The organism is Chitinophaga sp., from assembly GCF_036569125.1.
Taxonomy (GTDB): Bacteria; Bacteroidota; Bacteroidia; order Chitinophagales; family Chitinophagaceae; genus Chitinophaga.
This window is the reverse complement of the sequence record NZ_DATCRF010000837.1, coordinates 1-11,992: the sequence shown is the minus strand read 5'-3', so window position 1 is coordinate 11,992 and position 11,992 is coordinate 1. Positions and strand designations below refer to the sequence as shown.

Here is an 11,992-nt window from a genome sequence, read left to right as displayed (position 1 = left end):
CCATACCAAAGAAGAGGAAAAGCTGATCGAATACCCGCTTAGCTACCTGGAACGCCGCCTGCCGGCGGAGTTTGTACGCATTCACCGGAGCTTTATTGTTAACAAGCTAAAGATCCGGGAAATACAGAAATACTTTAAGGGTACCTTTATGATCATAATGCAGGATGCAAAAGGTTCCAGGATAAAAAGCGCTTACTCTTATACGGATATCATTAAGGCTAAACTATTGCTACCCTGATCATTGCTTTCTTTGCAGCGACAATATTATTTCATACACATACAAGGGTACGGCCCAGCCAAACCAGAATAAAGAGGGAGATACTTCCGCAAAGCTGCCTTTATCCTGGATAAAAGGCAGCTTGTTCAAAAGCGCGGAAATAACAAATGCAACTGTTACCAGGTAGCTCCTGGTCATCCACTCCGTATGTAATTTGAACTTTTTCTTTACTGCGGTACGATAAGCCAGGAAGCTGGCCGTTAGCCATACGCTCACCCACACCTGCAGCGTAAAAGCATAAGACCACCCCACTGCATACGCCGTTGTAAAGGATAAATAAACAGCGCAGGAACCGCTGATCAAAATGGCCAGCAGGTATGCTTTCCCCACTTGCCGGTGCAATACCCAACGTTTGTTCCGGAACCTTTCCCAGAACTGTAGCGGGCCGGTTAACAGCGCAATTCCACCACCGGTAATATGCAGTAATAAGATCCATTTGGTTTTATCATATTTACCCAGCAGGCCTGGATCCAGTGTAAAAAAGTGTGCTGCCCCAAACAAAAAATAAGCTGAAAGTGCTATTACTATGATCCCGGAAAATAATCTCCACAGCTCCTGTGTGCTTTTATTATGCTGCATTGCCATTGCTATAAATAATTTTTATGCAAACATATTTTACCGGGCTGCCGGGATCAATAACTGATAAATTATTCGGATACTGATAAATTTATCAGTATGGATACATTGCTGTTTTAGCATTAAATTGCTGAAAAAAAATGTACCGGAAGAAGCTACCCGAAGACCTGGAATGCGGCATTACCATTGCCATGAAAAGCTTTGGCGGAAAATGGAAACCCTGTATTATAGACGCCATAGACAAGGGCTTCAGGCGGCCAAGTGAGCTGCACAAGGTAATTACAGAGGCAACGCCCAGAGTGATAGACTTACAGCTTCGCGAGCTGGAGATGGCGGGAATTGTATATAAAGAAACCGGCAGCGGCTTTCCGCTGTACACCGCTTACTACCTGACTGAAAAAGGAGAAAGCATTTTACCCATCCTTTCCTTAATGAACAGCTGGGGATTACAAAATAAAGATGGAGTACATGACGCTCAGCATCAGAAGAAAAAGCGGGTGATATGCATCTAAGCAAAATAGGTAAAGAATGACTGCGCTTCCGGCAACCGGCTGCCCTAACCTGCAGGATTGTGCGCTATATTTTGTATATTTCAGATAATCCGGCTGCCCCAAAACACTGCATACCGGAACTACCCCAGTTCTCAAAAGGTCAAACAATACTGTATGGGAGACAAGCTTAAACTAGGCATCCTTGATCTGATGACCATTCTTGTGCCGGGAGGATTTTTATTCATATTTCTGCGGCCATACCTCAAAGGATACATTGACATTATAGGATCCAGCTTTCCCAACCTGGCAACAAAAGATGCTGCGCTGTATATAGGCTTTATTGCCATTGCTTATATATTAGGCTGCTTTATTTATTTCCTGGCCTCTTACCTGGATGAATGGGTGTATGAAAATGTGAGCAGGGTTTTCTGGAGCAATGCCGAGCTTACGGCCTACATTGTAGCGCTTAAAGCCGAACAAACCGGTATTCCCAGCCGGAAAGTTATCAATGCCTTTAAGTGGAGCTGTGGCTGGCTGCTGAAGAACCATCCGCCCATGTATGAAGAAGTGGAACGCTTAATGGCGGAATCCAAGTTCTTCAGAAGCATGGTGATTGTATCTCTTATTGCAGGACTGCTTATCATCCGGTTCAATCCCCTGCTGATGTTACCCCTGCTGCTGCTTTCCGTTTTTTCCCTGATCCGCTATTTAACCCAGCGAAAACACTCTATTGCCAGAGCCTATGAATATATTATAATTGCTACAGAAAAAAAGTTCCCTGAAAGGCCTGACCCCGATGCATATTTTGATGTTTCAAGAAAACGGATCGCCACCGGAGATAAGCCCACTAGCCGTTACGAGCTACACAGGAGGCAGCTGCTGGCAGACCAGCTTTTTGCATTCACCGGGAAATTGGGTAAGGTTATACAGCTCTGCTTTAATCCCTTTTACCGGCATCCGGTTTCAGCGCAGGGCGAGCCTGGTTTTAAAAGCGCGGAGCTGCGGTGGTTCACAAAAGAGCAAGACCCTAACCTAATGCTTTGGTTTGATACTAATCTTCAAAAGGTGAATGGCACTACAGAGCAGCGCACAGATACCTACTTTTTAAAACGTGGCAATAAAGATATCAGCATTAAAAAGCGGAATGAAAAATTTGAGATAAAACAAAAGGTCACGGACCTTGGAACAACGCAATTAAGCGATACCGTTGCCGGTAAAGGGGAATACTGGTATAAATGGGTGCTTAATAACCTGGAAGGAAGCTCGCTGGAAAAAGAGCTGATCCATCGTAATTATACACAGCTGAATGTAACCAAAATACGCAAGGCGCTCAAGATCACAATAAACCCCGGGATCAATCAATATGCTGCAGACCAAGAGCTGCCCGAAGGTTTTCAGATAGAGTACACCACTGTTATAATCAATAATACCACCTGGTTCACGTTTGCCATTGAATCCTTTGGAAAAAAGAATGCCAGCCTTTCAGAGCTGCAGCACCTAGAAATTTTCAAACAAATACATTTACAAGCCGCTGATTCCTGCTCATACCCTGCATTCTTAGACAGGCTCACTGATCTCTAAGCCATTGCACCGGATGTGTTCCCGGGCAAAGCATTCTTTTTCCTGTACTCCGACGGGTTCATTCCTTTTAGTTTTTTAAAGATGCGGTTTAAATGACTTTCATCTGTAAAATTCAGCTCGTGGGCAATTTCATTAATGCGCATATCACTGTTCAGCAGCCTTATTTCTATCATACGCACCTTGTAGTTTAAAATATAGTCCTGCAGCGTTTCTCCGGTTTGTTTTTTAAAATAACGGCCCAGGTAGCTCAATGAAATGCCCAGGTGTTTGCTAAGGTTTTCGGCCTTAAGCATTTTAGGTTCAAAAATGTTCTCCTGTATATAATGCAGTATTTCCAGCACAGGCTCACCAGTGCTTTCCTTTACATTTTTGGGAAGCTTTAGTGCAATATTCCTTGCTACAACAGTAATAATAGTATCTACTATTTGCTCTGTTATTTTGCCAAAGTAGATCTGCTGGTTCGTTTGCTCCTGCAGAATATTTTCTATCAGGGAAGCTATAAAGGGCTTATCCGCTTTATTCTTTAAGATACAGCCCGGCCGGTGGCTTGCATTTTTAATAATGTAGGCTACCTGCTGTACCGCCTCTTTATCTTTTCCCTTTTTTGTTTCCAGGTAAAATTTAGTGAAGCGGAGGAAGAAGAATTTCGTAGCCGTTAAAATATCAAATGAATACTGGTCATGAGGCGTTAATAAGAACAGATTTCCCTTGCGGTAGTTAAACTTGTTCTTATTAACGTATTGGATGCCGGTACCCTCTACAATATAGATCAGCTCAAAAAAATTGTTGCTTTTAACGGATGGAGGAAACTGTTCCTGCTGTTTGAACTCAATCTCAAAAGGCTTATATAAATTCTGTTTGGCCATGGTTGTAAAAGTACAGTATTAATGAAAAATAGTACAAGGATCAGGTACTCCGCCTTGTATAATTTTGATCTATAAACTTCATTACTATGAAAAAGCATCTTTTATTATCAGGCCTTTTGATCATGTCCGTTACCACATGGGCGCAAACCAGTAAGTTCAGCGGTGCGTGGTCATTGGTATCTGTAGAAAATACCAATCCCGATAACAGTAAAACGTTCCCCTACGGAGAGGCGCCTCAGGGCCTGCTTGTTTTGGAGCAGAATGGAGATTATGCCGTACAGATTATGAAAGCTGCCCGGCCGAAAGTTGCTTCCAATAATAAAAACACGGCAACACCGGAAGAAAATGCGGCATTGGTACAAGGCAACAATTCGCATTTCGGTAAATTCCTCATTGACGAAAAGAACCATACCATTACTTACCAGGTGGAGCATGCTTTTTTCCCAAACTGGGAGGGGCGGGAGCTTAAATCTTCCTATACCTTAACGGGAGATCTCCTTCGGATTTTTTCGAAGAACACTACGAATGGAGGCGCATCTGCAATAGTAACCTGGAAAAGAAAGTAGGAATGCTGCTGTAATAAAGGGAAGATATAGTGGGGATAGGGAGAAATTTGTGGGGCAACTATTAAAAAAATCGTTGCCACTTAATGGAGGGGTTCATCGCTTTGCTTCGTAAATAACCTGGTTTTGAAATTCACCTACAGTTACTTTCCCGTAAATGGTCCGGGTCCAGCCGTTCTCAAAACCATGATTATTGGCGATCAGGAAGCCTTTATGCGCATCTGTTTTAACGATCTTATGCGCATCAATGTACCGCCCTTTTACTTTACAGAATACAATATCACCAATCTTGTATTCCGGCGCCTTTTCAAAGGTTAGCTGGCTGCCGCTTTTCAGAATGGGCAACATAGAGCTGCCAAATGCTTTCATTTTTCCCTTTCCTGTTGATTCCAGGTCGGATCTCAATCTTTCGTACTTGTTCATTTTTTGAAATTTTCATTGGTTATTATTTGATCACAAAGGAATTATCCATCTGCGCAACCTAGCTGCGCAGATGAATATTATTTGAAAAATAGTATGGACCAGGAAAGAAAAAGCCCGCTAATACAGGATTAGCGGGCCCGATATTTTTAAATGTTGCTTACTGCCAGGGGATTGTCATTTGAGGTTGCGTACCTTTTGCACCTTCCAGCGATAGCAGGCTGGCTTTGGCCTCAAGCCCGCCCGCAAAACCGGTTAGCCCTCCGGAGGCGCCAATAACACGATGGCAGGGAACAACAATTGAAATGGGGTTACGGCCATTGGCCGCACCTACTGCACGTACTGCTTTAGGGTTGCCCAGCTGGTTGGCGATCTGGGTATAACTCCGGGTTTCCCCATAAGGTATGGTCAGCAAGGCGTCCCATACTTCTTTCTGAAAGGTTGTTCCGACCGGGTCCAGCTCTAAAGAAAAGGAGCTGCGCTTTCCTTCAAAATATTCTCTCAGCTGTTGCTCTGTTTCAAGCAGTATGGGGTGGTTATTATTCTCAACATCAGCTTTTGCATGTACCCGGTTCGGGTTATCATTTTCCCAAAGAATGGCGGCAAGGCCTTTGGCGCTACCGATAAGTGTTAACCTGCCCACGGGAGAATGCATGTATTTATACTGATATTCCATTGCAATGAGTTTTAAACTTTACAAGCAGCCTTGGCTTATGTATAGCAAGTTAAATATTTTGGAGAAACGGTGACTATACAAAAAAGCCGCACCATTGCTGATGCGGCTTTTAATTATATAGCCATATTTTTTGTGATTACAGTTGCAGGCTCCGGCGCTTTTACTTTTTTAAGGTAACTAATAATGTATCCAGTTTTTCCAGTGTTGCCATCATGCCCTGTTCCATACCCATTTGAATAACTGTTTCCAGGTCGGAAAGAGATTTGTAGGTAACAATGGTTTCTACCAAAGCATTTTCTCCCTTATCGGTAAAAGTTACGATCCACTCTGCACGGGGCAGGTCTTTGTTTATTTCACCTGCTTCATTACTGAAAGCGTCTAAAGAGGTGTAATAATCAACGGGCTTTATCTTCACGTATTCAGTATAACCCCAGTATTCTGTTCCGTTGGGCTCTACCATTGCATAATGCCAGTGGCCTCCTTCACGGAAATCCATTGATTTAGTCTTGGTGGTTAACGGGGCGGGCGCAAACCATTGATCAAGCAATTCACTTTTGGTATAACAATCCCAAACCAATGGCCGGTCTCCTAAAAACTCACGTCTGATCGTCAGCGTATTTTTTTCCTTATCCGCAATGAAGTCAAACTGCAAATTGTTTTTCATTGTTTTTTCTTTTTTATTGTTAATAAAAGTTGGTCTAATTGTTGAAATCGGCTCTCCCAGATCTTTCTGAACTGTTCCAGCCATTTATCGATCTCTTTCATTTTGTTAACTTCAAGTTGATAATATATTTCCCTGCCCTGGTATTCCTGTTTCACCAGCTCGCATTCAGTTAAAATTTTCATATGCTTTGAAATGGCTTGCCGTGTCATGTCAAAATGCTCGGCAATGGCACTGGGTGTCATTGCCTGCAGCGCAATTAAAACCAGGATGGCCCTTCGTGTCGGGTCGGCAATGGCTTGAAAAATATCTCTTCTCACTGAAGTGTCATTTTGATTTGTGATTACTTCCTGATCATCGGCAGGTACTTTTCCCTGTTGTCAATAATTACCCACAAAACGATTGCGATCAATGCAAATACGATGGGCAAACCAGCCGGAGCCATGCTGATGTTAGCCAGTAGGATCCCCGTTAAAACAGGTAAAATAACAATGGCGCCCAGGGCCCTGGTCCTGCTAAAGATCAATAACAAACCGCCCAGAATTTCTATGGCGCCAACCAGCGGCATGAGCCAGCCTATTTCGGCAAATGCCATTCCCGCTTTTACCATTTTTTCAGGCATGTCCTTAGGGACCGGCATATAATGGAAGAATTTATCCAAACCTGCATTTATAAACATCAGGCCTGCCAGCAGGCATAAAACAAAAAGGATCTTGCTTTTCATAGTTGTTGTTATTTTATATAATAAACCATTCGGTTGCAAATATAAACGCAACCATTCGGTTTATCAAATTTATTTTCAAAAAACTTATCAGGAGACCTATTCTCCCTAAATATCCTATCTTTCAATATGCAGCACCAGGAATTTGAAGCGCCCGAAGAACTACGGGATACCATAAAGTGCTTTTGGCATAACACCAAAGACTTCGGAGAACAATCCACAGGATTTGAGGTAGTTCCGGATGGTTACGCTGAAATCATTTTTCATTTTGGAGGCCCCTGCAGCATTTCTTATAATGGAGACCTGCAGCCATTACCCTCACCATTTATGGTGGGCCTGCTCAATCAGCCGGTTACTTTTTACTCGAAAAACCGTTTAGAGATCATTGGTATCAGGTGCTTTCCCTGGACGGTGTTCGATCTGCTCGGACTACCATCCGGTAAGGGCGGCATACATGTGTTTGAGCATCCGGTAGCCCAGCTTCAATCTACCTTGAATAATTATATTCAGGCCGGCAGAACAGAGGAAGCCATTGCCCGGGTAAAACAGTATTTCCTGGATGCACGGTCGCGGATCCCTGCTGACAGTATGTTATTTAAAGCGGGAGTTGCTATGCGGGAAGCAAACGGCAGCATCCCGGTAAGCCAGGTAGCGGCAGCAGCTCATGCCACGGTTCGTACACTGGAAAGGAAGTTCAAGCAATCTTCCGGTCATACGGTTAAAGACGTATCCGCCCTGATACGCTTTGAGCAGGTACGTAACCAATTATGGCATCATCCGGACTCCAACATTGCCGGCTTGGCTCACGAGTTCGGCTATACGGATCAATCCCATTTAAGCAGAGAATTTAAACGTTACAGCGGCACTACGCCCGCGGCATTTGCGCGAAAAGCAAAGAAAGGCCAACAGGCTGTAAGCAACGATTTTGTCGCGTTTGTACAAGCCTGATGCGAAAGCATTCCGGAATTTTGTGTTTCAATAATTTTATATGAACACAATACCTGAAAGCAGGAAACCCGCACAAGATCATGCTATTTACGATGTAATTATTTCCGGCGCGGGCCCTGTAGGTCTTTTCCTTGCGTGTGAGCTGGCCCTGGCCAAATGTTCCGTTCTGATACTGGAAAAGGCAGCGCATCTGCACTCGCCGTTAAAGCAGCTTCCTTTTGGGATACGGGGGCTGAATGCACTCTCTGTTGAAGCCCTTTACCGCCGCGGGTTACTCAATGAGCTTGAAATACCCAAACGTCTTAAAAATCCTCATCAAAACGCCGTACAAGGGCCACGCCGCCACGCAGGCCACTTCGCCGGCATTCCATTCCATGATGGCGATATTGATCCCTCACAGTGGAAGTATCGCCTGCCTGGCTCCACCGATACCAATTTAATTGCTGAAATGGAGGAGCTGGAAACCGTGCTGGCCCGCCGTGCAGTATCCCTGGGTGTGACAATCAGGCATGGGCACGCCATTACCGGCTTTCATCAAACAGAAGATGGAGTAACAGTTCAATCAGGTGAACAATCTTTCCAAAGTAAATGGCTGGTGGGTTGCGATGGCGCCCGTAGTGTTGTTCGCAAAACAGGTGGCTTTGACTTTGCTGGTACAGAGCCGGAATTTACCGGCTACTCTGTTAAAGTGGACATCGCCGACCCTGAAAAGCTGAACCCTGGCCGTAATCTGACACCAAGAGGTATGTACCTGCAATCGCAGCCGGGTTACCTGGCGATACAGGATTTTGACGGCGGGGCATTTCATGGCTCAGAAAAGCCGGTCACGCGCGAGCACGTACAGGAAGTGCTACGCCGCATTTCGAATACCGATGTTACTATCAGCACCCTGCATTTTGCAACTACCTGGACTGACCGCGCAAGGCAGTCCACCAGCTACCGTAACGGACGGGTACTTTTAGCCGGCGACGCCGCGCACACTCATTCACCGTTGGGAGGCCAGGGGCTTAACCTTGGACTGGGCGATGCTATGAACCTGGGCTGGAAGCTTGCTGCAACCATCCGGCAGAAAGCACCGGCAGGTTTACTGGACAGCTATCAAACTGAACGGCATCCAATTGGCGTGCAAGTGCTGGATTGGTCACGCGCCCAGGTGGCGATCATGAGGCCAGATCCACATGCCCGCGCATTGCATGCCATTATCCGTGACCTGATAAATACGCGCGACGGCGCCACCTACTTTGCAGGACGGGTGTGGGGCGTTTTCACGCATTACGATCTTGGAAGCGGCCACCCGATGGCAGGATACAGCGTTCCTGACTTTGTGCTGGAAGATGGTACAGCCATTGGTGAGCTAATGCACGATGGCAAAGGGATACTGCTTGATTTTGAGATGAATGCTTCACTTAAAAATTTGGCAGGAGAGTATGGTGAGCGGATGAAATATGTTTCAGGCCGGGCAAAGGAGCAATTAGGCCTGAGCGCTGTACTGATCCGTCCTGATGGGATTATTGCCTGGGCTGCTGATGGTGAACCTGATTGCATCGAATTACGGAAGGCTGCTGCCCGCTGGTTTGTTTAATTCAGGGAGCAGGTAGCAACCCACCTTAAGCGGTTGTTAATATGGCCCACATATGGTCCTGAAAAGAACAACCCCGCAACATTAATTAACCTGGGTGAATGAATAAAAGATCTTGTCGTGGGAAATTTGCTTAACAAAAAAGTTAAAGCAAATGAAAACTGTATTATTCCATATTTTAAATGGCACAGCAATAGTTGCTACAGCCGTTGTATTCGGTACCGATGTATTTTTTGCTTTGGTAGGCAAAAAAGCCGCTGCTAAAAGTAAAGAATCATCCATAGCCGATGTGATGGGTCATTTCCACGAGGTGGCCGACGCCCGGATGCCTGTTATCGGTGTTACGGCAGTAGTAACAACCCTCTTGCAGGTTATATTTGCCGGGGTTGGAACCCTCTCAGGGCAATTAGCTATAGTATCATTGGCAGCCTTGCTGGTGCATCTCTTCGTTTACCTTACCATCTCCAAACCAGTAAATAACATCATGGTCGAAGGTGTAAAATTCGGCAGGTTAGTAGATAATGTCAGGCAATTGCAGCAGCGATGGGATAAAGTGATCAACTTACGGGCGGCGTTGCTATTGGTAGCGATCACAGGTCTGATCCTGGTCAATTATCTCTGATGAAAGCAATGAGCGGAGGTGACAGGAATGGCGCCTCCGCTTATTTTTGCCGGCCGCCGTTTTCATATTGTTCGTTAGCTGTCTTCAATAGATCCGATACTCCAAATGCTAGTCCGTATGTATCGGCATTATCTGCATTAGTTAAAATAATGATTGCTGTTTTATCTTCGATATAACGAAAATAAACAGATTTAAAACCAGGCAATGAGCCTGCGTGATGTACAAACTGTTTCCCGGACACTTTGTTTGTCATCCATCCATAACCATAATAGATGGTTTCATCATCCATTTTAAGAGGGGTTTTAATGGTATCACCCCACATTTGATCCCAATTTTTTTGTGTGAGCAATTTGTTATGCTGCATGTCTATTTCCCATTTCAACAGATCATTTATGTTTGAAAGGAAAGCTCCGCTAGGCCGTAGCGCAATATAATTTGGTGCATTTATTATGGAATTGTTCGCTTTCTTTATATAACCAGCCGCTCTGTCCGGAATTATTGCTTCCAGGGAGGTTGTTCTGGTACTGCTCAATCCACATTCATCAAAAACATATTCCTTCATATAATCCGGAAAGGACAGGTGGGTAGTGATCCTGATTATATCTGCTAATATAAAATAGCCAAAATTACTGTACTCGAATTTTGAACCAGTGGGGAAAGCCAAACTATCGGCAAATGCAGCTTTGATATAAACAGAATCTGGCTGCTCCTTCATTCCGTCAAAGCCCGGTGGCTCTACTGGCAATCCGGAAGTATGGTTTAGTAAATGACGGATCGTAATAGCATTCCATTTTGCAGGCGCGCTTTTTATAAATTTTGTTATTGGATCGGATACGTTTAACCTACCATCCTGCACCAGTTTCATGATACCCGCTGCGATAAATTGTTTGCTGACGGAGCCTATCTTATAAACCGTTTTTTCCGATGCAGCAGCATTCAATTCAATATTTGCCTGTCCATAACCTTTCGCTTTTATTACGGTACCATTTTTTATAATCCCTATTGATAATCCAATAATCCCCTGCTGTTTCATTTGGCTGGTTATAAAAATATCAATACTGTCCTGCTGTGCATTTACCGCACACGGTAAAAAAAAGAGTGTCAGGAATAAAATAAATGATCTCATGGTATTAGAGTTTTGCATCTCTGGGCATGGATGTCGAAAAATAGCTGCAAACGGCCGGGGTATTTTTATTGATGGCAGCCTCTATGAATATAGGCAAATTCTCTTCCCGGATATTTTATTTATATTACCTGTTATGACAGATCTATCTCATGCTGAGAAACACATTCACTATGTCACGAATTTTCAGGACCTTGTTTCTACGCCATTTACCGGAGAAATTAATGCGATTTGCTGGACCCGTAAGCTAACAGGTGATTTTTCTGAGATCGTTAAAAAGGTAGCGCTAAGCGGAAATATAACAGAAATTGAACCAGCGGAACTTCGTGAGCTTCAGTTGAGTGAACAAGGGCAACTGGCCCGTGAAATCCTTTTACATGACCTGAAGATATTGGAAGCTCATGGCGCATCGCCAATCCTTAATGTAATCAACCACTACGACCGGGATGATACATTTTTTCCAACCGATGTTTATTCATTTCATGTAGACCGCTCTCCCATACCAGTTGATACCTTTTTATGTACCTACTATGGCGAGTCCAGTGAAATATTGCCAAATTCACAAGGCCAAAAGAAAGTGCTTATTCCGGAAATACGTGATGAGCTCAAAAAGCTCTATCATGGAGCAGATGAAGGTTTTGAATCATTCTTAAGTGAGCATTCCTTTGATCTGCACTATGAAGCGAAGCCTGATGCACGGCCAATAAGCTTAGGTGTTGGTAACCTATGGAGGTTGGTGGTTGATCATCCTGAAAGTAAAGCTCTTCCCTGTATTCATCGGGCACCAAGGGAAAAATCGGGGCAGAATAGGTTGTTGATGATTTGTTGAAGACAGATCCTTATCGGGACGTTACAACCAGGCATAAAAAAACCGCACCTTTTACGATG

The 11,992-nt window shown here is 44.3% G+C and carries 16 protein-coding genes; 8 read left to right on the top strand and 8 right to left on the bottom strand.

Annotation, left to right across the window (positions count from 1 at the left end):
* Positions 1–238: LytTR family DNA-binding domain-containing protein (locus VIM87_RS30910; RefSeq protein WP_332000722.1), on the top strand; the 238-nt coding region annotated here is incomplete at its 5' end.
* Here VIM87_RS30910 and VIM87_RS30905 read toward each other — a convergent pair.
* A complete protein-coding gene (locus VIM87_RS30905) occupies positions 239–856 on the bottom strand; it encodes a DUF2306 domain-containing protein (protein ID WP_332000721.1) in 618 nt (205 codons plus the stop codon).
* A 137-nt stretch (positions 857–993) separates the two neighbouring features.
* Here VIM87_RS30905 and VIM87_RS30900 point away from each other — a divergent pair, with 137 nt between their 5' ends.
* Together VIM87_RS30900 and VIM87_RS30895 are read left to right on the top strand one after the other, a co-directional pair.
* On the top strand, positions 994–1,365 hold the full coding sequence (locus VIM87_RS30900) for a helix-turn-helix domain-containing protein (protein ID WP_332000720.1): 372 nt from the start codon (positions 994–996) through the stop codon (positions 1,363–1,365).
* Positions 1,366–1,518: 153 nt separating this feature from the next.
* Positions 1,519–2,925, top strand: a complete 1,407-nt coding sequence (locus VIM87_RS30895; RefSeq protein ID WP_332000719.1) for a hypothetical protein — start codon at positions 1,519–1,521, stop codon at positions 2,923–2,925.
* Here VIM87_RS30895 and VIM87_RS30890 read toward each other — a convergent pair.
* On the bottom strand, positions 2,922–3,791 hold the full coding sequence (locus tag VIM87_RS30890; RefSeq protein WP_332000718.1) for an AraC family transcriptional regulator: 870 nt from the start codon (positions 3,789–3,791) through the stop codon (positions 2,922–2,924). The genes VIM87_RS30895 and VIM87_RS30890 overlap by 4 nt on opposite strands.
* A gap of 86 nt (positions 3,792–3,877) precedes the next feature.
* Here VIM87_RS30890 and VIM87_RS30885 point away from each other — a divergent pair, with 86 nt between their 5' ends.
* The gene (locus VIM87_RS30885) at positions 3,878–4,357 is read left to right on the top strand and encodes a lipocalin-like domain-containing protein (protein ID WP_332000717.1); all 480 of its coding nucleotides are present in this window, start codon (positions 3,878–3,880) and stop codon (positions 4,355–4,357) included.
* Positions 4,358–4,450: 93 nt separating this feature from the next.
* Here the strand turns inward: VIM87_RS30885 and VIM87_RS30880 are convergent, their stop codons facing one another.
* The 5 genes from VIM87_RS30880 to VIM87_RS30860 all read right to left on the bottom strand — a co-directional run bounded on the left by VIM87_RS30880 (position 4,451) and on the right by VIM87_RS30860 (position 6,835).
* Positions 4,451–4,777, bottom strand: a complete 327-nt coding sequence (locus tag VIM87_RS30880; RefSeq protein ID WP_332000716.1) for a S24 family peptidase — start codon at positions 4,775–4,777, stop codon at positions 4,451–4,453.
* A gap of 157 nt (positions 4,778–4,934) precedes the next feature.
* Positions 4,935–5,450, bottom strand: a complete 516-nt coding sequence (locus VIM87_RS30875; RefSeq protein WP_332000715.1) for a methylated-DNA--[protein]-cysteine S-methyltransferase — start codon at positions 5,448–5,450, stop codon at positions 4,935–4,937.
* Positions 5,451–5,610: 160 nt separating this feature from the next.
* Positions 5,611–6,114, bottom strand: a complete 504-nt coding sequence (locus VIM87_RS30870) for an SRPBCC domain-containing protein (protein ID WP_332000714.1) — start codon at positions 6,112–6,114, stop codon at positions 5,611–5,613.
* Positions 6,111–6,431, bottom strand: a complete 321-nt coding sequence (locus VIM87_RS30865; protein ID WP_332000713.1) for a metalloregulator ArsR/SmtB family transcription factor — start codon at positions 6,429–6,431, stop codon at positions 6,111–6,113. Before VIM87_RS30865 ends, VIM87_RS30870 begins: the two co-directional genes overlap by 4 nt.
* 23 nt (positions 6,432–6,454) lie before the next feature.
* Complete coding sequence (locus VIM87_RS30860) at positions 6,455–6,835, bottom strand: DoxX family membrane protein (RefSeq protein WP_332000712.1); 381 nt, start codon at positions 6,833–6,835, stop codon at positions 6,455–6,457.
* A 126-nt stretch (positions 6,836–6,961) separates the two neighbouring features.
* On the opposite strand from VIM87_RS30860, the gene VIM87_RS30855 reads away from it, so the two are divergent.
* From VIM87_RS30855 to VIM87_RS30845, 3 genes are all read left to right on the top strand, one after another.
* Positions 6,962–7,780 carry a helix-turn-helix domain-containing protein gene (locus VIM87_RS30855; RefSeq protein ID WP_332000711.1) on the top strand — a complete coding sequence of 273 codons (819 nt, stop codon included), beginning with the start codon at positions 6,962–6,964 and terminating at the stop codon, positions 7,778–7,780.
* Between the two features lie 40 nt (positions 7,781–7,820).
* The gene (locus VIM87_RS30850) at positions 7,821–9,362 is read left to right on the top strand and encodes an FAD-dependent monooxygenase (protein WP_332000710.1); all 1,542 of its coding nucleotides are present in this window, start codon (positions 7,821–7,823) and stop codon (positions 9,360–9,362) included.
* Positions 9,363–9,513: 151 nt separating this feature from the next.
* Positions 9,514–9,981, top strand: coding sequence for a DUF1772 domain-containing protein (locus VIM87_RS30845; protein ID WP_332000709.1), 468 nt, complete (start codon positions 9,514–9,516; stop codon positions 9,979–9,981).
* A gap of 40 nt (positions 9,982–10,021) precedes the next feature.
* Here the strand turns inward: VIM87_RS30845 and VIM87_RS30840 are convergent, their stop codons facing one another.
* The gene (locus VIM87_RS30840; protein WP_332000708.1) at positions 10,022–11,107 is read right to left on the bottom strand and encodes a serine hydrolase domain-containing protein; all 1,086 of its coding nucleotides are present in this window, start codon (positions 11,105–11,107) and stop codon (positions 10,022–10,024) included.
* Between VIM87_RS30840 and VIM87_RS30835 the strand changes: the two genes are divergently transcribed.
* The gene (locus VIM87_RS30835) at positions 11,106–11,933 is read left to right on the top strand and encodes a hypothetical protein (protein WP_332000707.1); all 828 of its coding nucleotides are present in this window, start codon (positions 11,106–11,108) and stop codon (positions 11,931–11,933) included. The genes VIM87_RS30840 and VIM87_RS30835 overlap by 2 nt on opposite strands.
* Positions 11,934–11,992: the final 59 nt, after the last annotated feature.

Coding starts and splice junctions, on each gene's coding strand:
- VIM87_RS30885 (WP_332000717.1), top strand. CDS start 3,878: ATGAAAAAGCATCTTTTATTATCAGGCCTTTTGATCATGTCCGTTACC.
- VIM87_RS30840 (WP_332000708.1), bottom strand. CDS start 11,107: ATGAGATCATTTATTTTATTCCTGACACTCTTTTTTTTACCGTGTGCG.
- VIM87_RS30875 (WP_332000715.1), bottom strand. CDS start 5,450: ATGGAATATCAGTATAAATACATGCATTCTCCCGTGGGCAGGTTAACA.
- VIM87_RS30845 (WP_332000709.1), top strand. CDS start 9,514: ATGAAAACTGTATTATTCCATATTTTAAATGGCACAGCAATAGTTGCT.
- VIM87_RS30850 (WP_332000710.1), top strand. CDS start 7,821: ATGAACACAATACCTGAAAGCAGGAAACCCGCACAAGATCATGCTATT.
- VIM87_RS30860 (WP_332000712.1), bottom strand. CDS start 6,835: ATGAAAAGCAAGATCCTTTTTGTTTTATGCCTGCTGGCAGGCCTGATG.
- VIM87_RS30880 (WP_332000716.1), bottom strand. CDS start 4,777: ATGAACAAGTACGAAAGATTGAGATCCGACCTGGAATCAACAGGAAAG.
- VIM87_RS30855 (WP_332000711.1), top strand. CDS start 6,962: ATGCAGCACCAGGAATTTGAAGCGCCCGAAGAACTACGGGATACCATA.
- VIM87_RS30890 (WP_332000718.1), bottom strand. CDS start 3,791: ATGGCCAAACAGAATTTATATAAGCCTTTTGAGATTGAGTTCAAACAG.
- VIM87_RS30900 (WP_332000720.1), top strand. CDS start 994: ATGTACCGGAAGAAGCTACCCGAAGACCTGGAATGCGGCATTACCATT.
- VIM87_RS30895 (WP_332000719.1), top strand. CDS start 1,519: ATGGGAGACAAGCTTAAACTAGGCATCCTTGATCTGATGACCATTCTT.
- VIM87_RS30835 (WP_332000707.1), top strand. CDS start 11,106: ATGGTATTAGAGTTTTGCATCTCTGGGCATGGATGTCGAAAAATAGCT.
- VIM87_RS30870 (WP_332000714.1), bottom strand. CDS start 6,114: ATGAAAAACAATTTGCAGTTTGACTTCATTGCGGATAAGGAAAAAAAT.
- VIM87_RS30905 (WP_332000721.1), bottom strand. CDS start 856: ATGCAGCATAATAAAAGCACACAGGAGCTGTGGAGATTATTTTCCGGG.